At 63.3% G+C, this 22,529-nt stretch carries 31 protein-coding genes and 1 pseudogene; 6 read left to right on the plus strand and 26 right to left on the minus strand.

Annotation, left to right across the window (positions count from 1 at the left end; all coding sequences use genetic code 11):
* Positions 1–325 precede the first annotated feature (325 nt).
* Entirely contained in the window at positions 326–2,224 is a 1,899-nt protein-coding gene (locus AB4136_RS25685; RefSeq protein ID WP_441931727.1) for a hypothetical protein, read from the plus strand.
* A gap of 232 nt (positions 2,225–2,456) precedes the next feature.
* On the opposite strand, the gene AB4136_RS25690 is transcribed toward AB4136_RS25685, so the two are convergent.
* From AB4136_RS25690 to AB4136_RS25745, 12 genes are all read right to left on the minus strand, one after another.
* Positions 2,457–2,753 carry a hypothetical protein gene (locus AB4136_RS25690; protein ID WP_441931729.1) on the minus strand — a complete coding sequence of 99 codons (297 nt, stop codon included), beginning with the start codon at positions 2,751–2,753 and terminating at the stop codon, positions 2,457–2,459.
* A 373-nt stretch (positions 2,754–3,126) separates the two neighbouring features.
* Entirely contained in the window at positions 3,127–3,801 is a 675-nt protein-coding gene (locus AB4136_RS25695) for a phage minor head protein (protein ID WP_137900772.1), read from the minus strand.
* Entirely contained in the window at positions 3,791–5,101 is a 1,311-nt protein-coding gene (locus tag AB4136_RS25700; RefSeq protein WP_441931731.1) for a DUF935 domain-containing protein, read from the minus strand. Before AB4136_RS25700 ends, AB4136_RS25695 begins: the two co-directional genes overlap by 11 nt.
* Positions 5,017–5,355 (minus strand): hypothetical protein, encoded by a 339-nt coding sequence (locus tag AB4136_RS25705; RefSeq protein ID WP_441931733.1) that lies wholly within the window; start codon positions 5,353–5,355, stop codon positions 5,017–5,019. The genes AB4136_RS25700 and AB4136_RS25705 overlap by 85 nt, the downstream gene beginning before the upstream one ends.
* On the minus strand, positions 5,355–6,734 hold the full coding sequence (locus AB4136_RS25710) for a phage terminase large subunit family protein (protein WP_137900773.1): 1,380 nt from the start codon (positions 6,732–6,734) through the stop codon (positions 5,355–5,357). Before AB4136_RS25710 ends, AB4136_RS25705 begins: the two co-directional genes overlap by 1 nt.
* The gene (locus AB4136_RS25715) at positions 6,734–7,297 is read right to left on the minus strand and encodes a phage protein Gp27 family protein (protein WP_137900774.1); all 564 of its coding nucleotides are present in this window, start codon (positions 7,295–7,297) and stop codon (positions 6,734–6,736) included. The genes AB4136_RS25710 and AB4136_RS25715 overlap by 1 nt, the downstream gene beginning before the upstream one ends.
* A gap of 1 nt (position 7,298) precedes the next feature.
* Positions 7,299–7,601, minus strand: a complete 303-nt coding sequence (locus tag AB4136_RS25720) for a VpaChn25_0724 family phage protein (RefSeq protein WP_137900775.1) — start codon at positions 7,599–7,601, stop codon at positions 7,299–7,301.
* Positions 7,598–7,987 carry a DUF2730 family protein gene (locus AB4136_RS25725; RefSeq protein WP_171020943.1) on the minus strand — a complete coding sequence of 130 codons (390 nt, stop codon included), beginning with the start codon at positions 7,985–7,987 and terminating at the stop codon, positions 7,598–7,600. The genes AB4136_RS25720 and AB4136_RS25725 overlap by 4 nt, the downstream gene beginning before the upstream one ends.
* Positions 7,987–8,508 carry a hypothetical protein gene (locus AB4136_RS25730; RefSeq protein WP_171020944.1) on the minus strand — a complete coding sequence of 174 codons (522 nt, stop codon included), beginning with the start codon at positions 8,506–8,508 and terminating at the stop codon, positions 7,987–7,989. The genes AB4136_RS25725 and AB4136_RS25730 overlap by 1 nt, the downstream gene beginning before the upstream one ends.
* Entirely contained in the window at positions 8,508–9,353 is an 846-nt protein-coding gene (locus AB4136_RS25735) for a glycoside hydrolase family 108 protein (RefSeq protein WP_441931736.1), read from the minus strand. Before AB4136_RS25735 ends, AB4136_RS25730 begins: the two co-directional genes overlap by 1 nt.
* A complete protein-coding gene (locus AB4136_RS25740) occupies positions 9,350–9,718 on the minus strand; it encodes a hypothetical protein (protein WP_024925150.1) in 369 nt (122 codons plus the stop codon). The genes AB4136_RS25735 and AB4136_RS25740 overlap by 4 nt, the downstream gene beginning before the upstream one ends.
* A complete protein-coding gene (locus AB4136_RS25745) occupies positions 9,715–9,930 on the minus strand; it encodes a hypothetical protein (protein ID WP_137900779.1) in 216 nt (71 codons plus the stop codon). The genes AB4136_RS25740 and AB4136_RS25745 overlap by 4 nt, the downstream gene beginning before the upstream one ends.
* 29 nt (positions 9,931–9,959) lie before the next feature.
* On the opposite strand from AB4136_RS25745, the gene AB4136_RS25750 reads away from it, so the two are divergent.
* Positions 9,960–10,250, plus strand: coding sequence for a hypothetical protein (locus tag AB4136_RS25750; RefSeq protein WP_137900780.1), 291 nt, complete (start codon positions 9,960–9,962; stop codon positions 10,248–10,250).
* Between the two features lie 5 nt (positions 10,251–10,255).
* Here AB4136_RS25750 and AB4136_RS25755 read toward each other — a convergent pair whose 3' ends face one another.
* A complete protein-coding gene (locus AB4136_RS25755; RefSeq protein ID WP_137900781.1) occupies positions 10,256–10,876 on the minus strand; it encodes a regulatory protein GemA in 621 nt (206 codons plus the stop codon).
* A gap of 41 nt (positions 10,877–10,917) precedes the next feature.
* On the opposite strand from AB4136_RS25755, the gene AB4136_RS25760 reads away from it, so the two are divergent.
* The gene (locus tag AB4136_RS25760) at positions 10,918–11,556 is read left to right on the plus strand and encodes a hypothetical protein (RefSeq protein ID WP_137900782.1); all 639 of its coding nucleotides are present in this window, start codon (positions 10,918–10,920) and stop codon (positions 11,554–11,556) included.
* A 49-nt stretch (positions 11,557–11,605) separates the two neighbouring features.
* Here AB4136_RS25760 and AB4136_RS25765 read toward each other — a convergent pair whose 3' ends face one another.
* The 10 genes from AB4136_RS25765 to AB4136_RS25810 all read right to left on the minus strand — a co-directional run bounded on the left by AB4136_RS25765 (position 11,606) and on the right by AB4136_RS25810 (position 18,469).
* Positions 11,606–12,121: a host-nuclease inhibitor Gam family protein gene (locus AB4136_RS25765; RefSeq protein ID WP_441931738.1), complete on the minus strand. Its 516-nt coding sequence runs from the start codon at positions 12,119–12,121 to the stop codon at positions 11,606–11,608.
* A 17-nt stretch (positions 12,122–12,138) separates the two neighbouring features.
* On the minus strand, positions 12,139–12,480 hold the full coding sequence (locus tag AB4136_RS25770; protein WP_137900784.1) for a hypothetical protein: 342 nt from the start codon (positions 12,478–12,480) through the stop codon (positions 12,139–12,141).
* The gene (locus AB4136_RS25775; protein ID WP_137900785.1) at positions 12,480–12,893 is read right to left on the minus strand and encodes a transcriptional regulator; all 414 of its coding nucleotides are present in this window, start codon (positions 12,891–12,893) and stop codon (positions 12,480–12,482) included. Before AB4136_RS25775 ends, AB4136_RS25770 begins: the two co-directional genes overlap by 1 nt.
* Positions 12,890–13,528: a BlaI/MecI/CopY family transcriptional regulator gene (locus tag AB4136_RS25780; RefSeq protein WP_137900786.1), complete on the minus strand. Its 639-nt coding sequence runs from the start codon at positions 13,526–13,528 to the stop codon at positions 12,890–12,892. The genes AB4136_RS25775 and AB4136_RS25780 overlap by 4 nt, the downstream gene beginning before the upstream one ends.
* A complete protein-coding gene (locus AB4136_RS25785; protein WP_137900787.1) occupies positions 13,528–14,292 on the minus strand; it encodes an ATP-binding protein in 765 nt (254 codons plus the stop codon). Before AB4136_RS25785 ends, AB4136_RS25780 begins: the two co-directional genes overlap by 1 nt.
* Positions 14,293–14,370: 78 nt before the next feature.
* On the minus strand, positions 14,371–16,500 hold the full coding sequence (locus AB4136_RS25790) for a DDE-type integrase/transposase/recombinase (protein ID WP_137900788.1): 2,130 nt from the start codon (positions 16,498–16,500) through the stop codon (positions 14,371–14,373).
* On the minus strand, positions 16,497–16,946 hold the full coding sequence (locus AB4136_RS25795) for a hypothetical protein (protein ID WP_137900789.1): 450 nt from the start codon (positions 16,944–16,946) through the stop codon (positions 16,497–16,499). Before AB4136_RS25795 ends, AB4136_RS25790 begins: the two co-directional genes overlap by 4 nt.
* Positions 16,943–17,791 carry a ParB N-terminal domain-containing protein gene (locus tag AB4136_RS25800; protein ID WP_137900790.1) on the minus strand — a complete coding sequence of 283 codons (849 nt, stop codon included), beginning with the start codon at positions 17,789–17,791 and terminating at the stop codon, positions 16,943–16,945. Before AB4136_RS25800 ends, AB4136_RS25795 begins: the two co-directional genes overlap by 4 nt.
* A gap of 118 nt (positions 17,792–17,909) precedes the next feature.
* On the minus strand, positions 17,910–18,161 hold the full coding sequence (locus AB4136_RS25805) for a hypothetical protein (protein ID WP_137900791.1): 252 nt from the start codon (positions 18,159–18,161) through the stop codon (positions 17,910–17,912).
* Entirely contained in the window at positions 18,158–18,469 is a 312-nt protein-coding gene (locus AB4136_RS25810) for a helix-turn-helix domain-containing protein (RefSeq protein ID WP_171020945.1), read from the minus strand. Before AB4136_RS25810 ends, AB4136_RS25805 begins: the two co-directional genes overlap by 4 nt.
* Before the next feature lie 114 nt (positions 18,470–18,583).
* Between AB4136_RS25810 and AB4136_RS25815 the strand changes: the two genes are divergently transcribed.
* A complete protein-coding gene (locus AB4136_RS25815; RefSeq protein WP_171020946.1) occupies positions 18,584–19,216 on the plus strand; it encodes a hypothetical protein in 633 nt (210 codons plus the stop codon).
* Between the two features lie 287 nt (positions 19,217–19,503).
* Here AB4136_RS25815 and AB4136_RS25820 read toward each other — a convergent pair whose 3' ends face one another.
* Genes AB4136_RS25820 through AB4136_RS25830 form a run of 3 tightly spaced genes read right to left on the minus strand, consistent with a single transcriptional unit; the run spans position 19,504 to position 21,030 of the window.
* Complete coding sequence (locus AB4136_RS25820) at positions 19,504–20,547, minus strand: reverse transcriptase family protein (protein ID WP_137900794.1); 1,044 nt, start codon at positions 20,545–20,547, stop codon at positions 19,504–19,506.
* Positions 20,537–20,860 carry a helix-turn-helix domain-containing protein gene (locus AB4136_RS25825; protein WP_137900795.1) on the minus strand — a complete coding sequence of 108 codons (324 nt, stop codon included), beginning with the start codon at positions 20,858–20,860 and terminating at the stop codon, positions 20,537–20,539. Before AB4136_RS25825 ends, AB4136_RS25820 begins: the two co-directional genes overlap by 11 nt.
* A 35-nt stretch (positions 20,861–20,895) precedes the next feature.
* A complete protein-coding gene (locus tag AB4136_RS25830; protein ID WP_441931743.1) occupies positions 20,896–21,030 on the minus strand; it encodes a hypothetical protein in 135 nt (44 codons plus the stop codon).
* Between the two features lie 353 nt (positions 21,031–21,383).
* On the opposite strand from AB4136_RS25830, the pseudogene AB4136_RS25835 reads away from it, so the two are divergent.
* A pseudogene (locus AB4136_RS25835) lies at positions 21,384–22,018 on the plus strand (integrase core domain-containing protein); the annotation flags it as partial.
* 257 nt (positions 22,019–22,275) lie between these two features.
* A complete protein-coding gene (locus AB4136_RS25840) occupies positions 22,276–22,521 on the plus strand; it encodes a hypothetical protein (protein WP_137900796.1) in 246 nt (81 codons plus the stop codon).
* The last annotated feature ends 8 nt before the right edge of the window (positions 22,522–22,529 follow it).

Below are 22,529 nucleotides of genomic sequence, written 5' to 3' on the forward strand. Positions count from 1 at the left end.
GACTGGTTCAACCACCGCCGGCTGCTGGAGCCTATCGGCAACATCCCGCCAGCCGAAGCCGAGGAACGCTACTACGCCATGCTGGAAGAACCAGCCATGGCCGCATAACTTAAACCAAACGGCCTCTGGCAAACCCGGCGCGGTTCAGATCAAGGTTTTCTACGAACACTTCACCGGCCGCGCTCCAACACCCGCGATCTGCGCATATGCCCTCGTGAACGCTCGATCGAGGGGAGCCTCAGGCGCGCAGCGGTTAGCCGAGATAGCGGTCCATCTTACACGAGCCTCGCGGCACGAGCCCTCTTACTGGGCTCTCTACGACTGGTTGTCCGATGAACCAGAATTCTCGGGCGTGATGGTCGCGTTGGTAAACTGCGAAATCGAACCGTGGCGGCAGGAAGAAGGCAAGCGAAAGGCTCTCGCAAGAGAGAAGGCTGCTGCTGATCGGAACCGTATTGTAGAAACTCTCAATCCACAGTTAGCGGAAATCCGCGCCGGCAAAAATGTGGGTGTGTTGGCGCTTGCCGCAAAATGGTATCTCGATTTCGGAAACCACCCGCCGACCTTTGAATTTGACCGGATCATTGAAAAATCGGATCGCGAGTGCGCCGCCGCTATTGCACAGGGTTGGGAGCGGTTGCTCGAAAATGGGATTGAGGGCCAAGACGAGGTTTCGCTAGGCGAGATCCATAGAAAGCACGGTGGCCTAACAGCGGAATTGGCGCTGGTTTCCGGGGTTGACTTCTTGTTGCAAGAAGGCCGTCCGCCTCACCTTATTCCCTGTTCCCCTTTGACTGCACTCAGCCTACTCCGCTGGACCTTCACCGAGGACGATCAGCGTCGAGCGAAAATTCTAACATTCGCCGCAGACTGCATCAGTCGCGATCCGAAAAAGGGAGGAGAAATTCTATCTCGCTATTGGCAATCGATGCTTGATGCTGGCCACGAAACTCTCGAAAGCTTGTGGCTCCTGACAGATATTGGAAAGGAGACCAATTGCGAGGCTCTCGGATATGCCATCGAAGCGATTTTGTTCGAGCGGCCCGGCATGAATGCGAAAGCGCTTGAAGATACTCTTACATCGGCAATCAAGATACTCGATGCACAGGAGCTACAGCGCCTCGCGAAGCGAGCTCTATCGAACGCCGCAGTCGGTCGTCAACAAAAGGCCTTTTGGCGGTTCATTGAGTTTGCACTCGACTCCACAGCTTTTGGCGACAGTTACGCTGTCACCTGCTCCGATGCCGATGAAATCGAGCACGCAGCGCAGGTATGGGCTAGCGACCTTTGCGCGACCTTCGTTAACGCGAATACAGAGGACGCGACGCGAAGTTCGGTCCTGATCGGTTTGTTGGGCGATCGTTGCAGCCCCAGCGACAGGTTCGACCTGAGTTCGGGGCGGCACCGATTTGCCGATCTAATCGAGCGCGAGCTCCAAAATCTCGTTGAAGCGTCAGACCTCCCGGCGCTCAAGGTCCTTCGCGAACTCTCCAGCGATGCCGCACTGCCAATTTGGACTAACAGTTTCAAAACCAGACTAGCCGAGGCGGCGGGGAACGCCCGTGACAGAGACTTTCGTCATCCTACCGCTAAAAAGACCCTAGACGCTCTATCCGGGAAAGCGCCTGTCAATGCGCAAGACCTTCGCGCTATCGCTGTGGACGAATTGCATCGTTTGAAGAACGATATTCGCACGACAAGCGACACGCTCTGGAAGCGATTTTGGGGGGAGTATTGCGAAGAAGCGTTGCTGGAAAACGACTGTCGGGATTTCGTGCGAACGATGTTAGAGGAGCGCCTAAGACGGTATCAGATCGCCGCTACGCTAGCTGAGGGACAACGGGCGAACAACACTCGAGCCGACATGCTCATCCTCTCGGGAGCGGGGCGAAACCTGCCAATCGAAGCGAAACGCCATAACCATCCCGGACTCTGGAAGGCAGCATCCACGCAGCTACAGGGCTACGCAGCAGACCCTGGAGCAGACGGGTACGGCATCTACCTGGTGTTCTGGTTCGGTCTGGATTGGAAACCTCTCCCTGCTCGGCCGGATAGGACTACTAAGCCGACAAGTGCTGAAGCGCTCGAACAAATGCTTCGTGTCGATCTCCCCACCGGTCTGAGAGACCAAACCGATATCATCGTATTCGACGTTTCGCGGCCCGGTGGCAAGCCATTGCCGAGGCCTACGGGTTCCGTGTCTAGAAAGCATAAGCTCAAATAATACTGCTAGTCAGCAATATCGATAATTCGACCCGGCCAGGGCGGTCGAGATAACGCTTACTTCCACCCTCAACGGCAACAACAATCGAAGAACGTCTTCCAATATCGAGACCATCCATCGGCGTCTCGCTATCGACACGGCAGCAGCTATCGCCGACAAGAATCTGCCCAACCCAGCACTCTGTTTGGCCTGAGTAGGCAGTCTCGACATTGGAAAGACGTTTGAAATTGCCTTACTTAGCTTTCGGCTTCTTTTTTGAGACAGCCGAGATTTTCCAGTCGCCCTTGTTCAATTTCGTGACGTCGTATTTTTTCTTGGCGTCCATTTTCGCCTTGTACGAAGCCATGGCGTATGAGCAGCTCACCGAGCCATCCGGGTTCGAAGACATCCCGCCACCCACGTGTCCACACCAGGCATCGCAGACTGCTTCCGACCCCTGTGAACAGGTAAGTTTCCCCGCCATTGCATATGAGGCACTTGCTGCAAGAATAGCCACTGCAGCAGATGCACGAATTACGTATGTAAACATCGCGATTGCTCCAAAATCTGATCTAAGCTTGCGTCGGCTGCCCAAGATCGGAGCGCGATCAGCATAGCCTTTGTCGAATGCGATAATTGATCCCCACCGCCTCGAAATCTCGACTTAAATCCGGTGCCTATTGGATCGGTAGCTGCACGACGCGGGCAATATTCAACGCGGCCGATATTCTGCAACCAGGCCCGAGATGGTCGTAAACTCCATCTCTATTCCAATGATTGAGCCTATAGATCCTATATTGGTGGGTTTATTCTACCTCTGTGATTTTGCTCACACATCGCAGCCTCATCTTGTGCCAAGACTCGTTTCCCGATTTTCCCGTATGCTAAAGCGGTTTTGAACGCTTTCAGCCGCGTTTCGGCGCTCAGCCCGGCAACCGCAGCCCAGCGACCCCGACATTCACGCCAAAGCCCGGATCGATGCCTGCCGGCATCTCGACCGGGCGGCCGCGAAACCATTTGATGACGGTGCGTTCGGGCGGCGCGCCCTCGTTAACCGACCAGCCGTAGCGAGCGAGATCTCGTGCCGACAGGGACTGCACATAGCAGCGGCAGTTCCAGCCGTTCGGCGGGTAATGCGTTTGCCACCAGTCGTGGTCGACGGGGAGGATGACCCCATGCCAGGCGGCGTGTTCTTCCCGGCTTCCTGGTTGCGTGAGCGCCGGGTCGACGTGGACGTAGCGCAGATAGGGCCTGATATGTTTCAGCCGCTGGATCTGCTGCCAGCGCCCGGCGGCATAGGCCTGCGCGGTGGCGATGCGGAAGGCGAGTGCGGCGCGGCGGCCGTCGCTTTCCCAGCCATGCCGCTCGACGATCTGGTCCCACTCGGCCAGGAACCCCTGCAGGCCAGTGCCCTCCTCCAACGCGTCGAGCACGGCCTGCGTGATGTCATGGACCAGCGCATCGCTCATGCCGGCGGCGCGGTCGGTTGCACCGGCATCGACCGCGCGCAACAACTCCAGCCAGCGTTCGGGCGGCAGCGCCAGCCGGCGTCGGAGGAAATCGATCGCCTCGTCGAAACGCACGCCGCTAGTCGCCACGGTCGGCCTCCTCCGCCTCGCCGGCCAGCCAGGCCAGAAGCATCGCCTGGCGTAGCGCGTTCACCAGTTCGACCGGCGCGCGCTCGGCCGCGGCAACGCGTGCCAGCGCTGCCTCGGCCGCCTCCAGGCTGCCGGCGCGGCCGACCAGCCCGCGCACGCGGTCGACCAGCGCAGCGATAGCCGGCGCGCCGAGATCCGCGCCCTGCTGTCCAATCAACTCGTCAGGCAAGGCAGCGGCTGGCGCGTGCTGATGCTGCAGCGCCGGCTTCTCCCGGGTTTTGTCGGACCGCTCGGCATTGCCCGGCTCTTTCGGCGCCGCCAGCGCCAGCACCTCGTCTTGCGGGCCTGGTTCGGCCAGGCCGAACTTGTCGCGGATCTCCGAAGCCTGCACCCTGAGCCCGATCGGCACCAGCTGCGACAGCGCCGTCGACAATTGCGCCAGATCCTCCTTTTCCGGCCGGGCGATGGTTAGGCGCGGATAGGCCTTTTGCGGCCCGTATTCGAGGTCGATCCACAGCCTGACCAGATCGCGGTTGAGGATCGCGGCGAGTGCGCGGGCGTCGGCGCGCTCGATGTCCTCCTGCACCTTGCGGTGTTCTTCCGACACGGCATGGCCGCCGGTGATGGCGTCGGTCGTGGTGGTCTGGCCAAGCACCGCCTTTGAGACCTGGCGATCCAGCCAGTCGACGCGCTTTTCATAAAGGTCGATCGAGGCGCCGATCGATTTCGCCTCGACGAACTCGATCGCCATGCCGTCCGGCATGATCGCGGCACAATCGCCGGCGATATTGGCCACCGCCCGGTAGAGCTTGCGCTTGTCGTCGTCGGTGGCGTCGGCGCCATATTTGCCGATGCGGATCGGCTGGCCATAGGTCTGGGTGAAGATCGCCCAGTCGCGATTGGCGAAGGCCTTGAACATCCAGGCCCAGGCGGCGACGCGCGCCAGGCCGGAACGCATCGGCAGGCCGGACTTTGCTTTCATCACCGCGAAGATGAATTCACCAGGCGGCAGCGGCAGTTCGCGGCCGCCCTCGTCCAGCATCAAGGGCGTGGTGAGATCATGCCTGGCGAAACGGAACCAGCGTTGATCCCAGCGGTCGAGCCGTTTCGGCTGCCATTGCCCTTCCGATGTGTCCCACTGGATGCGGGTGAAGGAATAACCCTTGCCGACGCTGTCCAGCACGTCGAAGGTCTCGTCCTGCAGTTCGTCGCGGTTCAGCCAGGCGCGGATCCGGTCCGCCTTCTCGACATCGGCGGCGGCATCGCTTGCCGCATCCACCGTCGCCTCGAGCTGCGCCACCGACCGTTTGCGGGTGCCGATGACGCCGAGATAATGCAGTCACGTTCCTCGATCTGTTCGGCGAGCTCGAGATAGCGCACCGGGTCGCCCTGGTCGGCCTCGCGCAGGATGGCGGCGAGCCTGACCGGGTTCAGTCCGTCGGCCGGATAACCTGACATCGGCGAGCGAACGCCGGTCAGCGTCGGCCCCTCGCGTTCTTGCACCAGCGCTTTTCGGTCGATCGGCCGTCCATAGGCGTCGAGGATCTGCGCCATCACCAGCTCCCTCCCCGGATCGAGGCGCCGAGCGGCCCGCGAAAGTCGTCGTCGCCGAAATCGTCGTCGTCGGCACGCTCGAAGCCGCGCCTGTTCAATGCCGCTTCACGGCGGCTTGAAACCGGCTCGTAGCCATATTGGTAACGCGGGCCGGCAGCGGCATTGACCGCCAGGAAACAGGCCCAGGCGCGGTCGGCATGATCGTCGTCGCGTTCGGCGACGAAGCGCGGCGCACCGGTCGGTCCGGCCACCTTGCGCAATTTATGCAGGTCGGACCGCAAGGCCGGCCGCCCTTCGGGAATGCGGATGGTGCGGTCCTCGAAACGTTCCTTGCCGGCCGTCGCCATCACCAGCTTGTTAGGCCCGGTGAACAGGACGCCCTCGATGCGGTGTTCGCCATAACGGCGCTGCGCATCCTCAACCGGCTTTTCACCCATGCCGGTCTGGTCCATGCAGCCGCGGCCGACGCGGTAGCGCCGCATCACCTCGTCCAGCGCCTGGTCCTGCGCGGCGAAGGTGGCGCGTTTCATCTCGACGATCTCGCGCGTCCACAAAACGTCGCCGACCTGTTCAAGCACCCAGATGACGAAGAGGTCATTGCGGCGGCCGATGTCGACGCCGATGAAACAGACGCCGCCCTGATAGGCTTCCGGTTCGCCGGCCCGCGCATCCTCGACCGAACTGATCAATTCGTAGGACAGCCAGCTCGACGCCTCGTCGAGATATTTGAGCTCGTATTCCTGCGCCCAGGCATCCTCGTCAGCGAGGCCGGCGCGCAATTCCTCGATGTCGCGCGGCAGCCCGTCGGCCACCGCCTGGTAGATGTCGACGGCATGGCGTGACCAGGCAGTGTCGGTACCGGTGTCGAGCTCGTAGAACTTGCCCGACTTGCCGTTGGGCGTCGAGGTAACGCGCAGTTTCCAGCCGGCCGAGATCACCGGAAACAGCGCCTTCCAGATGGCGGTGCTGTCCTTGTGGAAGGCGAATTCGTCGAGGAAGACATTGGCTGAAAAACCGCGCGCCGTATCGGGATTGGCGGGCAGCGCCAGGATGCGTGAGCCGTGCGGCAACGCCACTTCGAGCGCGGTGTATCTGACCGCACCGATGTCGTAGTCCTGCTCATATTCTTGGAAGGTCATGCCATAGGCCCTGGCATGCAGCTTGACGCCCTCGTCCATCGCCTCGCGCGCCTGGCGTTCGCCGCGCGACAGGATCACCCAGCGCGTGCGCGCCTGCCTGACCACATGTTCGAAACTGTCGTCGACGGTCTCCAGCGTCGTGGTGAAGGTCTTGCCGGTCTGGCGCGCGAACTTGCCCAGCTTGAAGCGGGACCGGTCGTCGAACCAGCGGCGCTGGTAGCCATAAAGGATCGGCCGCATCAGGCGCCCTCCCGGTAGGCCTTGCGGATCAGTTCGAGCACCTGCTCGGCGTCGATCGGCCGGCCGGTCCTGCCGACCTCCTCGGCCACCTTTTCCACGGTGCGGTCGAGTTTTTCGGCGGCGCGGCGGTTTTCCGTCGCGCGGCGGTCGGCCGAGACCTGCTGGCCGGTGACGACATTCTTGTAGGCGGCGGCAAGTTCCTGCGCCTGCTTGGTGGTCTTGGCCTCGTCGAGCAGGTCGTCGATCAGGGTCTTGATCAGTTCGCCCAGCACCAGATCGGCATCGCCGACCTTGTCCGGCTGCAATTGTTCGACGATGCCGGCATAGATGGCGCTGCGCTCCTCGAGCCGGTCGCGGCGGCGCTTCAGCCGCACATTGCGGCGCGAGAAGGCGGAGCGCGACAGCGGCCCCTGCCCCTTCTCGGCGAGACGGCCGTTCAGATCGGCAAGAATGTCGACCTGGGTGCGGCTGCGCTGGTTGAGCTGGCACAGCGCCCACGCCACATCGTCCTGGCACTCTTCCGGCAACAGGTCGAGCGAGGAGAGAACCCGGCGCTCGGCCATCTCAACACACCGGCTGGCTGGTGCGCTTGACGCCGGAAAGGAAACGCCGGTGCGAAAGATGTTCGGTGCCGGCCGGCTGAAGCGTGGCGATGACGACGGTTCCGGCCGGCGTCAGCCGCACCGCTTCCATCTCCTTCAGCCAGAAGAGTTCGCGCTCGACCCATTCGCGCTCGCGCACGATCATGAACATGTCTGCCAGATGCTCGCGCAGCGCGCTCGAGGTGGCGCTCTCGTTCGGCTCCTCGGCTAGCGCGCGCAAGATGATCAGGCGCGCCTCCTCGCGAATGATGCGCTCCAGGCTCATCGTTTCCTCTCGAGTTCGAGCTCCTGCAACCGCGATGCGATCGCCTGCACCGGCTGCAGCCTTTCGCTCAACGCCTCGATGCGGCCGGACAGGCGCTCGTCCAGTGCCGTCATCGAGCCGGTCAATTCGACCATGGCGAGCTCCAGCCGGTGCGCCTGTTCGCGGTCGGGCAGATGTTTCAGTTCGGTCTCCAGCGCCTGGATGCGGCGCTCATGCGCATCGAGCCCGGCATCGATGGCGGTCAGCGCCTTGGCGCTTGTCTCCTTGTGGCTGTCGAGATCCTTCGCGATCGTCTTCTCGCCGGAGGTGAACCAGCCATAGACGATGACGGCGAGCGCGATGAAGGAAAGCGCGAAGGACAGCCATTCGCTGACGGTCTCCGGCATCAGGCGCTCCCCGGCCTTGCGCCCCACAGGTCGCGCGCCTTGTCGGCCAGTCGCAGCACCGTGTTGCCGCCCATGTTGAGCACCTGGTAGCAGGTGGTAAGCCAGATCAGGTCGGCGATCGAAGGCCGCTCGATCACGGCGCCGGTAGCGGCGTTGACGACCGGCACCAGCACCCAGCTGTAAGCCCACAGCGCCATGATGAACCATTGCCAGGCCGGCACCCATGCCGGCGTCGCCTTGTCCTGGACAAAGGCATGGCCGGCCTTCATGCGCGCCACTTCGGCGGCGATCAGGTCAGGCGTCTCGGCCTCGGTTGCGGCGACGGCCGCCTCGATGCTTTCGGGCGGCTGCGCCGGGATCTGGCCTGGCGGCACGCCGAGCTTTTCGGCGACACTGTCGATGACGACGCCGCCGATATCGGCCGCCTCGCCACCAAGAAAACGCTCCAGCACCGATTTGACCAGCGGCGCGCCGACCTTGCGCGCCGCCTCGACGAGGACCGAGCCGACCAGCGGATCCATCAGGCGTCCCCCATCGCTTCGATCTCGGCGCGATAGGCGGCGGCGCGTTGGCGATGCAGGACGGCGCGAACGGCGAAGACCAGCGCCACCAGCATGCCGGCCGCCAGAAGTGCTGCGATCGACCAGCCGGCCAGCTGCTCGGCATGGCCGGGGTTAAGCACGAGATCGCCACCGCCGCCGGCCGTCGCAGCACCGGTGCCGCCGCCACCGGCGGCGAGTGTCCTTGCCTTGGCCTGCGCCGCCCTATGTTCGTCGGCGAGCGCCGCCTTGACCTCATGACCGGGGAGCGAGGCGGCCAGCGCCCAGGCAACGCCCTTGGCCTCGATCGCGGCGATGCGTTTGCCCCAACCGCCGCCGAAACTGCGCCAGATGGCGAGCGAACGCACGAAACCGAGGCGCTTGCCGCAAAGCCTCATCACCGTCTGGTGGTCGGCGCCGCCGAGCGAAGCGGCCAGCCATTTTCTCGCCCTGCCCGGCCCGCTCATCACGCCGGCATCGAAAGCGGCGAGATCGACGCCGGCGGCCAGCCGGTCGGCCCCGACCTTGTCCCAATAGTCGAGCCGGTAGATGCGCGCGACCATGGCCGGCGCGATGTTGCGCAGAGCGGTCTTGGTGGCGTTGGGCACGAAACGACGATAGGTGGCGAGCGTGATGCCCTTCATGGTGGCGCCGCCAGGGTCGCGCGGATGATCGGCCCAATCGCCCTCATGCTTCAGCGTAAGTTTGAGACTGGCCTCGAAATTCTGGCGCATGGCGGGCGGCTCCGGCGGCTGGAAATGGCCTGGAGCATGAGCGTCGCCGCGCGCGGCAGCCATGCCCGCCGAGGCGGGCATCGGTATCGTCATCTGGGGAATAGGTCGCCTTGGCGCGGATCGCCGGAACCCTTGGCCGGCTTGTTCGGCATGGCGTAGAACAGGCGGTCGACGCCGCTTTCGCTCATGCCAAGCCTGAGCGCGATTTCCGCGTTGGAGCAGCCGGCGGCGCGATAGTGCCTGGCGCGCAATTCACGCGCAAGCGGCACGCGAATGTAGAAACCGCCATAGCGGTCGGCGAGCCTGCCGGCGGCGGCGGCACCGATGTCAGCGGCAAGCTGGCCATTGCCTTCGGCCGGCACATAGAGCCGGGTGCCGCCGCGCCGTTCGGCGAGCCGCACCAGCCCCTCGGCGCCGAGCAGCGACAACAGAAGCGAGGAGAGCCGCGTTTCGCTCACGACCTGCCCTTCAGCTGGCATTCCAGCCGCATCTGCCGGCAACGTAGCTCGCGCAGCCGCGCCTCCAGCTCGATGCGGTGGTGGCAATGCGGCCGCAGCCTGGCGATGCGCCCGGCAAGCGCCTGGGCATCGCGCTCCAGCTGGTCGAGTGCCGAACGTTCGCGCCAGATCAAAAGCGGCGGCGGGCTGTCCGGCAGGTGCACCCTTTGCATCAGCGCCGCACTCCGCTAGCAAGGACGGCATGGGGATCCTGTTCGCTTTCCTGATCATCGCCTCCGACGGCCACGACATGGAGGCGCGCGGCATCGGCGCCATGATGGCGGCCTCGGCCGAATGCGGTTTCAAGCTCGACGAGGAACTGCTCAGGCAAATTCTGCGCAGGGCCGAAAACCGCTATCCCGGCTTTGCCGAAGACGTTGCCTACGCGATGGGAAGGGCCATCGAGCGCATCCGCCAGGCGCCGCCGAAATGGCGCGCCGCCCATTGCGCCGACATGCGTCAGGACGCCAAGGACAGCGACTGGGCGAAATAGGTCTCTCATCGCCGGGTGGCCTTGCGTAGCCGCGTGCCGAGCGTCGCCATGACGCCGGCCCACTCCTTCGGGCCCATCCTGTCGATCGGGTTGAAGGCATGGTCCTGGATATAGGCCGCGAAGGTCTTGAAACCCGGCTCGACCAGGCCGGCCTTTTGCAGCAACGCCCATTGCGCGATGACAATCTTGGCGCCGGGCAGCCTTTGCCAGGCCGGCACCGAGGCGCCGAGCCTCCAGTCGACGCCGCCTTCCCGTGCCGTCCAGGCCTTCAGCGCGTCGATCGCCTTGGCCGCGTCCACCGGATCGACGAGGAAGCGGGTGTGGTCGATACCGGTCTGGCGCCGGACGAAGTCGAGCAGCGCGGCATCGGAGCGGTCGCGCACCAGGCCGAGATGCCAGGCCGAGATCCAGAGAGCCTGCAGCTTGCGCGCGAACGGGCCTTCAAGCCCTCTTTTCGCGCCCTTGAAGCCGTGCCGGCGCAGCGCCTCCAGAAGCCGGCCACGCTCCGTGGCATTCATGGCGCCGGCCGAGGCCTTGCCGGTGATGCGCAGCGCGAGTGCGCGATAAGTGTCCTCGTCGAGGCCGAGCTCCCTGCGGGCGACATGGATTGCGGCCAGCGCGTTCATCGGCCACACTCCGCAAGGGATTGCGAGGGGGAATTGCCGTGTTGGACGAACAGAAAAGGCGCCTTCTGGCGTTCTTCGGCCTGCTTTTGCCGATCGGTCTGGTTCTCTTCGCCATGATCCTGAACAGCGATACCGATCCGCTCACGCTTTGGGTGAAGAAATGGGAGACGTTGCTGGCGGCGATGATCGCGCTGCTCGCCGCCGCGTTCACGCTGAGCCAGATGCGGATATCCGATGAAAAGCAGGAGAAGCGGCACCGGGAGCTGGTCGATCTGTCGCTGCGTGCGGATAGATTGCGGGCGGCACGCGCAGCCTACCTTGCAGGGCACATTCGCGAGGTCGTCGACGCCATCCCAACGGAGCCAACAATAGTGGACGATTATGCCGCGACGGTCGATTTTTCGAACGAGCTCGTTTTGTGGAATGAATGGGCGGAAAAGGAATTCGATCATCCACTGATCAAGGCAGCAGAAGATCTTTTCGATGCACCGCTGGCCAGCCATCTGGAAATTCTGCGGGGCTTGATAGTGGAAAATCTGCCCGAACAAATTGTCCGATTGGTCGCAGGTGACAACACGACCATTGCGTTGGCTAGAGTTCGACGGGACACAGACGCCATCCAAGAGATGGGTCACGAATTCGCCGATGCGCTGGAACATTTGGGACGGCTCTATAAGTAGCGACCCCGGCGCTGCTCGAACGATGATCGCCACCGACATCATTTGTTCATCAACCTCCGTTTTGTCCCACCTCCAGCTCCACCGGTTCGATGACAAAATCCTCGCCTTCCGAGGAAATGGTCACGCCGGCGAGCTGGCGGGCGGCATCGGGGTCGGCCAGCATGGCGTCGCGGTTGACCTCCTCCTTGACGCGCAGGAAACGAGTGAGCCCGAGCCGCTTGCAGCCCTCGATCACCGCGTCGACGCCGCGAATGCCGACCTTGGGCGGACGCTGGCGCCAGGCGACGCGACCGGTGCCGAAATCGTGGAACTTGACCTTGCCCTCGCCGGTCAGCGTCAGCCGGTTCGCCTCGCAATAGGCCTGCATGCCTTCTTCCAGTTGCTTCAGCTCCTCGGCGAGCGGCGCCAGCGCGCCCTCGACCATTTCGCCGACGGTGCGGATCTGCTCGTCGGCCGCCGCTTTGCGCGCCTGGATGTCGCGCCGGAGCGTGCCGATGCGGCCGACCGTCCACACCGCGTCCTCCCTGCCCTGCGGCACCCTTTTCATTGCCTTCGCTTTCGCCACGTCGTCCTCCTTCCCGTTCATCGCGTCGCATGCACGTCCTTGGCCTGGATGGCGCGGCGCAAGGTTTTCGCCGCCTGTTCCAACCCGCGTCTTGCCGCCGGCTCGGCGGCGGTGAAACGCGCCTGCTCCAGCCGGTCGACGGCGAGACCGACGCTGCGGCAGGCCTCGAAAATGCGTTGTTCCTCGCGTTCGCGCGCCGCCCGCAGCTGGCGCAGCATGTCGATCTCGGCGGCGATCGCCGCCGCGATGGCCGGTGCGATGTCGCTGGCGATCCTGGCGGCGCGGTCGCTTGCCAGCGCGGCCGGCGGCAGCAGGCCGGCCAACCCGGCGGCGGTCGCCAATTGACGCTCGGTGCGCATCAGCCGCCTCCTTCATGGCTCGGCTTCAATGCCGAATGCAGGCAGCCGGAACGGCAGGCGCGGTAGACCGCGACGCGAACCGACGAGGTGGCGGCAAAGGGTTTCTTCTGCCAGTCGAGACAGACGTTGCGGCCAATCTCACCCAGCGCCGGGCAGAGCACCATCTGCCCCATCAGCGCGCCGCGCACCTTTTCCTCGACGCGGGCGATGTCGCCGGGATAACGCCGCGAGATCACTGTCGACAGCGCCGAAGGCGAATAGCCGACGCGCTTTTCCGCCCCGCGCAGTCCTTCGCGGTCGCAGAAGGCGGCGAGTTCGCTCACCCAGTCCGGCGCTGGCGCCCAGGCAGCCTGCGCCTTGTCGGCGAAGCTGCGGCCGGGCGTGGTACCGCCGGCGCGAGGCCCGCGCTTCATGGCGCTACCTCCTCGGCCAATACCTCGCCGGCGACACGGTGGCGGTTCTGGTCGAAGACCAGCTTGGCCCGCAGCACCATCGGCGGCAGCGGGCCACTGTTCATGGAAGGCCTTAATCGCCAAAGCGCCGGTCGCCCCGGCCCGCCCGGATCGAGCTGCAGCAGATAGCCCGCCTTCGACAAAGCCCCGATATAGCTCTTCGCCGTCACCGCCGGCACGGTCAGGTCGTCGGTCGAGCCATAGGCGACGAGATCGGCGAATGAGAAGCCGGCGCGCGCCAGCGGTCCGCGCATGACGTTCCACATCTGCTGCTGGGCAGTGGACGGACGGCGCCTGCGGCCATCGCGCGACACGGTCGGCGCAGCTTTCGGCGCCTTTATCAGGCGCCACTCCTTCTCGAGCTTGCCGGCAGCGCTGCGGCGCTCGCCGCAAGCCTCGACGAAACCGTCGCGCTCAAGCCGGCGTAGCAGCGTCGGAATGGTGCCGCGCTGCGGCTCGTCGCATACGCCGCGCACTTCGGCGGCGGTGAAACAGCGTCCGTCAGCGCCAAGCGCCCGGATCACCCGCCAGAAATGGTCGCGGCCGCGATAGAGCGGTTCGGCCTTGGCCACCGTCAGTTTGAGGGCGGGCGGCATCAGGCGGCCCTCCGCGCCGAAAAGCGTTTCGGCGTCTCGCCGGTGAAGACGCGGCCACGATAATTGGCAATGGTGAGTTCGCCGACGCCGGCGGTCAGCGCGAAGGAGGCGGCGGCGTTCAATGTCGTGGCGATCTTGCGTGCCTTGCCGCCGGTCTGGTCGCGGATCAGGTCGAGCAGTTCGTCGCTGATGCCGAGCCGCGGATAGAGGAAATCGGCCAGCGCGCGCGCATCGGCGAGGTCGCAGGGTTGCGCCAGAACCCATTCCAGCACGCGGTTGTGCACGCGTTCATATTGCTCCAGCTTCTGCGGTAGCAATTCCTCGCCGACAAGCAAAACAGGCACTTGTGCCGCCTTGTTGATGTCGCGCACCAGTTCGATCATGCCCTTGTCGACCAGCTTGTCGGCCTCGTCGATGATGACGGGCCGCGCCGGATCGTCGCCAAGGCGGGCGATGATCTCGTCCATCATGTCGCCGATGGTGCCGCGCGGCCGCGCCACGCCAAGTTCGGCCAGCAGCGCCTGACAGAACTTCTTGCGGGTCCAGAAATCGAACACCTCGACGAACAGCGCGCCGGTGCGGTTCCAGCAATATTGCGCCGCCATCGACTTGCCGTAGCCGGAGAAGCCGGAAAAGACGCCGATATTGGGCAGATGCGGCGCCCGGTGCACCAGCGTGTCGACCAGCGCCAGGCACGAGGCGACATTCTTGAGCGGCGCCACCGATCCCGGCCTGACCGCATGCGAAACAGAATATCCGTTCATTCCACACCACCCCTCGAAAGCCGATCCGCCGCATTCGCGGCCCGACGCCAACAACCCGCACGCAAGACAACTGGCCGGCTAAAGACTGAGCGCGGCGCGACCGAATTCATCCAGCATCTGCCGCATGGCCCGGTATTCGGAGCCCTGGCGGTAACCGCCGAGCCAGACCAGCTCCTGCTGCCGCGCCGGCTCGCCGCGACCAACGCGCTCCTCGATATCGAGCGCGCGCCGAAAGCGCTGCTCGCGCGTTTCCGGCAAGGCGACGACTGCCGGACCGGCATCGGCCAGAAGCCGCGCATGCACACTGGCGGCCTCTTCGGAGAGCGCGGCGGGTTCGTTGCGTGCCGTCGCCCGCGCCGCGGCATCGAGCGCCGGCGTGACATGCGCCTGTGACGGCCGCGGGAAGGTCACGAGATTACCCGCCCGTTTCTCGCCGGAGCGGCGCATGGCGTCGACCACGGCGCGCGGACCGATGCGGCGCATCTCCTGGCGGATGTCCTTGATGCGGTCGTCGAGATGCGCCTTTTGCGCCGCCTTGACGCGGGCGATGGTGGCGACGGGATCGAGGCCGGCGAGTTCCGGGCAGACCGCCTCGCCGAGGAAGCTGGTGCCGTCCGGTTCGAACAAAAGGATGCGACCCATGTCGGCCGGGTCCATGCGGCAGAACACCGTGCGGCCAGGCATGACCGACCCGGACAAATAATGCGCGCCGTCGATGCGGATACCGGTCTTGGCGACGGTGCGCAAACCGTCCTTGCCGGCAACCGGCGCAAGCAGGATGTCGAGCGCCGCAAGATTGTCGATGCGCCGGATCGGCCCGGAAAAACTCGCCGCGGCCTGGAACGGAGTGCGCCGGCCGAGCCCTTCATGCGGCGTCGAGGCATAGATTGTGTCCGCCCAGTCGTCGCACCAGGTCTGGAACTCGACGATGTCCATGTCGACGCCGAACAGTTCAGATGGATCGGCGCCGAGACGTTGCGCGAACGCCTTGCGGCCTTCGAGCTTCTTGCGGTCGGCGACCGAATGGCCGACGAAACCCGGCAGGCCGGCGAGATCGCGCTGGAAGGTGCCGATGGCGCGTTCGACCATGCCTTTCGAGCGTGGCTGGTAAGGCGGCGACAGTTCCGTCTCGATGCCGAGCAGCGCGAAAAGCCGCTCCGTCGCCTGCGCGGTGAAATCCGAGCCGTTGTCGGTCTTGATCTTTTCCGGCACGCCCCAGGCGAGCAGGCATTTGCGCATCAAAAGGCCGACGCCGGCGGCGCGTGGCGTCGGTGTCGCCAAGACCTTGATGCGGCGGGAAAAAACGTCGATCGCCAGATAGATCGAATGGCGGCCTTCTTTCAGCATGATGTCGGCCGGCGAGGCGTCGATCTGCCAAAGCTGGTTCAGCCGCTCGGCCCTGGTCGCGCCCACCGCCGCATATTCGATGCGGCTGCGGAACCCGTCGGGATCGGTGAGCAGCATCAGCTCGTGGCTGTAGTCCTGGCGCCAGATGGCGAGCTGGCGCTGCAGCGTCCTCAGCGCCGGCGTCTCGAAGGTCTCGCCGAAACGGTCGCGGATCAGCTCCAGCGCTCGGCCGGCCGACAGGAACGGCATCTTGGCGATCGCCGCCAGGAGTACGCTGCGCACCTGTCCGCCCAGCGCCCGGTCGAGCTGGCTCGACCCCTTGCGCGCAACCGCCGGATCGTGGCCGAGCCGGTCGGCCTGGCCGGCGTCGCGGGCGGAGCGCCAGCGTGCCAACGAACGGCCGCTGGCGCGTTTGACCTGCGTCTGCACCCAGGCGGGAAGCGCGATTGAACGGCTGTTGAACAGGTTCGCCACCAATTCGTCGGCGGCGGCTTGCGAAAGCCCCTGCTCGCGGCGGAACCGGTCGGCCACGGCAGTGAGCGCTAGCCGGGCGTCGCGTTCGCCGCGCGCCCGCATGGTCAAGGCATCGCCATCGGTCAGGACCGGCCGCACATCGTCCTGTTCGATGCGGCAATGGCGCCCGGCATGGGCAAGCCTGGCCGACAGCGGCAACAGGTCGAGATGGAATTCGGTGCCGCCGCCACCCTCGCGGCCCTCGCGCCGGCGGCACAGGCTGGCGTGCCGGTCCCAGCCCTCGCGTGCGATCAGCATGTTCATGCCGCGTTTGGTCGTCGGCAGGCCCGGCAGTTCGCCGGCTGCGGCAAGGGCTGCGAATTCGGCGGCGGTGAACCAGACCTTCATCGGCCGGCCCTCCACTTCGCCTCGACCGTCTGCTTCATCCTGGCGAGGTCCTTTTCATGCTCCTCGATCAGATGCAGCTCGATCAGCGACTGGTAACGGCTGGGCACCACGACGTGGTCGAACAGGCCGGCGACGAAACCGAGCAGGTCGAGGCAACCGGTGGCGGTGACCAGCGCCACGAAACGCTCCAGCGTGATGCGGTGGCCTTCCTTGGCTTCGGAAGCATAGGCGTCGAGCATATCGGCGCTGACCGGGTAGCCGAGTTCCATACTCATCGCCTCGGCCACTTCGACGCGGCTCTTGCCGCATTCCTTCAGCGCCAGGGAAACGGCGCGGCTGATGCGTGAGCCCAGCCGGTTGCCGGAAAGGTCTGCTTCGAACCCCACCGCCACCTTGGGCGGCTGCCAATCGAACAAGTCGGCGGTGAGGCGGTCGCGAGCCTTCATCGAAACCATCCGCGCGCCCTGGCGTGCGCCCTGATCGCCGCCTCATGCGTGTCGAGGAAGGATGCGCGCTGGCGTTCCGACAGCCGCGACCAGTTTCCGAGCGTCGAGGCGAACAGTTTTTCGGCCGTGGACAAAAGGCGCCGCCCTTCGACCAAGGCAAGCGCATCGGCGACGCTGGCAGCCTCCGGCGGCGAGGCGAACAAAATGTCGAGGATACGCCCCTGCACTGCCGGCTTCTGTTCCGACAAAAGCTTCAGGCCGGCCTGGTGGTCTTCCAGCCAGCTGCCGCGCAGGCGGACCTTGCTGTCTTCGCAAAGCGCCGAGACGATCTGCACGGCCACCTCGATGGCGCGGCGCGACAGGCCGGTCATTTCGGCGGCCTCCTGGCTGAACGCAAAGATTTCGCTTTGCCGGACGACGCCGCCGCTGTGCTGGTTGCCGCGCCGTCCGCCCCGTTTTGTGTCTGGGAACCGCACCTCATGCGCCGATTTCAGCGCCACCAGATGTTCGGCCCTCTCCAATTTGGTCAGGTCCTGCCGGTCGAGGTTCTCGACGATCTCGATCAGCCGCCGGCCAGCCTCGTCCAGCGTTCCGGCTGCGATGACGCGGGCATCGATCTCTGCCTCGCCGGCCTTTATCAGTGCCGCCAGGCGCTTGGCACCAGCGATCAGCCGGAAACGACCATCCTCGCCGGCCTCGACATTGACCGGTTGCAAGAGGCCGATGGCGCGCGATGTCTTGGCAATGGTTTCGACGCGGGCGGCGCGCGCTGCCGACAACCGGCCTTCCGGCACGTCGATCAGCGCGACCGCGATGCGCCTGAACGTCGCCCGCGCGCCCGGCATCAGCGCCCCTCCCCAGCAGCTTGCCTAGTCGAAAAAATGCGCCCGCCGCCTGGGGGTGGAGCGGCGGGCGCACCGACCGTGACCGATGGGGGGCAAACGGTCACGGATTGGAAGGCGGTCAAAGCGCTTTCCTCATCAGCCAGATGGCCAGCGACAGGCAGATCAGCCCGACAGCGCCGGCGACGATATGGGCAAGCGTCGAGCCGCCCATCATGAGGTCGATGGAAAGCACGGCGGCGACGATGTTGGAGGCGATCAGCACCAAAGCGATAAGCACGATCGGCCAGTTGCGCCGCGGCGCCGGTTCCGGCGCACCGAAGATGCGGTTTCTGTCGGTTTCGTCGCGATTTTCGGACCGCCGTCGCATCATCGAACCCCCTCCTGGTCCGTACCACTTCGAGCCTTTTGACTCGCTTCCTTTACCGGCGCGGTGCTAGGGAAAAGACGCCGCCTGCCGTTCGGCCAATAGCGGTCGGGCCATAGGGTCTGCACCGGTATGCCGAGCGCCGCCGCGATCGCGTTCTCCGCCTTCGGGTAGGATGAGCCGAGCGCGGCCGAGATTTCCGAGGCGGAGACGGGCGTATGCCGGGCGAAGGCGCTTAAAGTGCCATGCCGGCGCTTGATCTCCGCCAGGATCGCGTGTCGGTCGTATCGGGTCGTGTGCTTGCCCTTGTGCACGGCTCTACCCTGAAGTGACCGGGCGGCCCGCCGCCGAACCGGTCGAGAGCAGTTTCTGGTTTTCCAGATGGTCCAGAAATGGACTAAAGTCAACAGAATTGGACCATAGCGCCGGTGGATAACCAAGAAAACAACAATCACCAGTCCGAATGGCCGAGAGGCGACGAGCCGTGGCGGCGCTGGCTGAAGCGCGTGGTCGGCAGCCATGGCGGCCCGTCGGCCATTGCCCGGCTGGCCGAGATCCCGCTGCAGACACTGAAGAATTACCTGAACGGCACCACATTGAAGCCGAACCTCGACTATCTGCGCCGCATCGCCGATAGCTGCGCCGAACCGATGGACTGGCTACCGGAACAGGCGCGGGTGGATGCCGCCCCGGCGCGCGGCGACGGCAGCGATGTCGCGCCCTATGGCGGCACCACCCTCGCTTTCGGGGCACGGCCACAGGCCGGCCGCTCGCGCTGGCGGGTGATGAGCCGCGCCATCGAACTGGCCGGCTATCTGCCCGGCGATATCCTGGAATTCAGCGCGACGAAGAAACCGCGCGACGGCGAGCCGGTCGTCGCCGAGATACGCAAAGGCGACGGCAATCTCGCAACCGTCCTGCGCATCTACAAGCCGCCCTTCCTGATGATGCACACCGCCGACCTCGCCGTCGACATGCGCCCGATCCCGATCGAGGCCGAGGACATCGTCGTGCGCCTGCTCGGCGGTTTCGTCATGATGCTTCGCTACGCGGTGGATTGACTGTGGGTATCAGACGCTTCAGCTTCAACCAACCGGCAAGCTTGCGCGTGAGCGGTCTGGGGTTCAAGCTGTGAGCAGTATCTCCGCCTCACAAACTGGACTGACGTAAGCGATACCGTGTGCAAGGCTGTCTGTTCTCGATAAGAAGCAGTCAACACTGCTGATCGCCGATATGCGAACTTGGCTCAACCATCATCATGCCCGCGCCGTCGGTACCGCTTCTAGTAAAGCAAACGATCAGATGACCAAATCACCGTAGCGAACCTTAGCGCGTGTGCTTTCAAAGGCTAGAATGGCGCGGCACCTATCTCCGTGGTGACCACTTTCGACTGTTCCTCGCGCCTGAGGCGACGGTGCTCCTCCGCAGCTAAATATCTTCTGTTCCGCTTTTGCCGGAGGGAGTTCATTTCGTCAGCGACTTTACGACCGACCTCTGATTTCGCACCAGCAATTTGCCTTACGGTACCAAGGTAAGTCAGGAGACGCTGGGTCAGAAAATCCTGCTCATAATCAGTTTCCGCGTCATGATATTCAGCCCAGCATTCCCTGATCTTCAGATTGAGGGAGTTGGGAGCAACGAGCCTCGAACCAACAACTCCGATACCTGTTATGAAAACCGGGCGGTTCCCACTGCGGTACCTTATGCTGTGCGATTTCAATCCTGCCGCACACACGACAGCCCGTATCCGCCTCAAAACCTCCCCTGGAACGAAGCGCCCCGAGATGGTGAGGTCGTCCACCCAAACTGAATATCGAAGTCCACGAGCGTCACATATATCGGCAATCTGATCAAACATCCGACGATGCACTAAGGTGCACAGTACGGGAGTCAAAGGTGAGCCGAATGAAACTTTGCCGTCGATCGTACAAAGATGTGTTAGCAAACCTGCCACATCATCATACATACCGAGCTCATCGCGAAACCAACGCCGCACCATGTCTTCGCTTGTCGATGGATAAAACTGCTTCAAGTCGAGAGTCAGATACTGGTCTTGATCCAGATGGAGTGCTGCATTGTCGCGCTGCCCCCTTTTAGTACGAGGGCTGAAAAGATAGCTCGGCTGTTTCACTTTATTTAGATGAAATTTCAGACGTTCGTGCGCCGCCCGGAGCCTCGAAACAGGATAGGCCAGATCGCGGACTTTTCCCTTCTTCCCCGTGGTGATTTGCCGACGAACGATGAACTCATTCTTGTAGTTTACAAGCCGCCGCAGGTCGTCCCTTGTTTCGCTCAGCAAGACAGCGATCTCGCGTTGCGTGGGCTTTTGCGCAAGTGGTGACCGCTCAAGCTCATACCGTTCAACGCGCTTCAGCTTGGCGCTACGAGGCATCGGCGATTTCCCGCGGCGAAAGCCTTTCTAGTAACTTGAGCACCCGATTAGCAATGATGAGCTTGCCTCTCATTTTCAGAGGTTCACCATCCAACTCTTCAGCAAAAAACAAAAGCTGCGACATGCGGACATTAAATTTCACACTATACTTGTCTAAGACATCCATCGAAACAGTCTTTGTTCCGTTTTCAATCTCGGAAATCATAGATTGAGAAAGGTCAAGTTCGACCGCAATCTGTTTTTGCGACAATCCGAGATATAGGCGCAACAAGCGAAGTGCGTCGTTTATCATTGGACGCTTGATATCGTTCATTTCGACGCTCCTTCGGCTACTTTCGAGGTCGCCGCTCATTGCCGGTCTGACCACCAGAACCAGAAACGCGCAACATAATATGCTGCCTGACCAAGACCGACGATCAGCTTCCAGAGCCAATCGCGGTTAGGCTGGCGACGCCGCCGCTGGTGATGATTTTGGTTGCTCATCGATATATTCCTCTGCTCCCGCCGGCCTAAGTGCCGGACGCCCGTAGAAACAGAGGTACTGTTCAGCGACGTTTGACCTCGAATATGCCGCACCCGGAGCCCGACGGGTGCGGCGCGCGGCCACGGTCCCTGCCAGACGACGGGATTGAGTCGGGAGCACTAGGCTCCCACAGGGCTCCAGGCCCCACACTTCGACGGGTTCAGCATGAGCAATCACCACATTCCCAATATGGCTGCTCTTCCCATCTATGTCAAATACAATATCGCCGCTAGCGATAATAAATCGCCTACTAGCGGTAGCGATAAATGCTTGGATCGTTTTCCAGATGTCGAGGTCGCGCTTCTTTTTTGGGGCGCGGCGACGAGCGGTGGGCACGCGAGCGCCGATCCTGGTCGGGGCGAGACCGAATGCACGCTGGTCACTGGACTTCGTGCACGATCAGTTCGCCTGCGGCCGACGCTTCCGGGTGCGCAACATCGTCGACGACGTGACGCGCGAATGCTTGGTCGCAATCCTGGACACGTCGATCTCCGGTCGTCGGGTGGCACGTGAGCTGACCGATCTGATCAGTCGTCGCGGCAAGCCGGACACGATCGTTTCGGACCACGGCACCGAGTTCCCCTCGAACGCCATCCTTGCATGGTCCAAGGATGATCGCGTCGACTGGCATTACATCGCGCCGGGAAAGCCGATGCAAAATGGCTATGTCGAGAGCTTCAACGCCGGATGCGCGACGAGCTCCTGAACGAGAGCTTGTTCTTCGGCCTGGATCACGCCCGCAGCGCCATCGCCGAATGGAAGCAGGACTTCAACACCGCGAGACCGCATTCATCGCTCGGATACCAGACCCCGGCGGCCTTCGCCGGAACCCTCGCCGCAACCGGCTACGACGCTGCGCTCATTGACGGCTTCGCGTCTCCGCCGGTTGCTCACCCCGCGCCCTACGGCGTAACACAAATGGCCGAGGCTCTAATCGCCACTGGATGACAGTTCAGTGGCAGGTCAGCAGGTCAGAGGCACTTGGCGTCAAGTGAATGTCCTGTGACCGCACCGAAAGAAAGGGAATTATGGAACCAATAAACTCCGCACATCCGCCTCCTCTTCAGTTCTGCTATGATGTAGGCTGCTAAGGACTGCACGACATTCTCAGCCAACCAAGCATTACGCGGATGCGGTCACCATAACTTGACAGTATTCCCAAATACCGTCAGGTTAACGCGATCAAAAACGGGGGAACTTGGAAAATGGCGAAAGCACCAGCGGTATTTTTCTACCAGAAGGCGATTTCGGAGAGCGCTAGGACAAAAGTCTTTCCTCGTGAGTTGACGTTCAGCAAATCTACAACGCCTACACAAATAGCTGAGTGGGAAGAAAAAATGCGCCTTGAGGTCGGCCTGAATGTGAGAGCGGGTGATGTCGTTGGGATTATGAGTATTTCTGGATGTGGCGGCGTTGGCGGAGGAAACGACGACTGCGATAATTGGACATAGAATTGATT

This window comes from Mesorhizobium sp. 2RAF21, from assembly GCF_052115345.1.
Taxonomy (GTDB): domain Bacteria; phylum Pseudomonadota; class Alphaproteobacteria; order Rhizobiales; family Rhizobiaceae; genus Mesorhizobium; species Mesorhizobium terrae.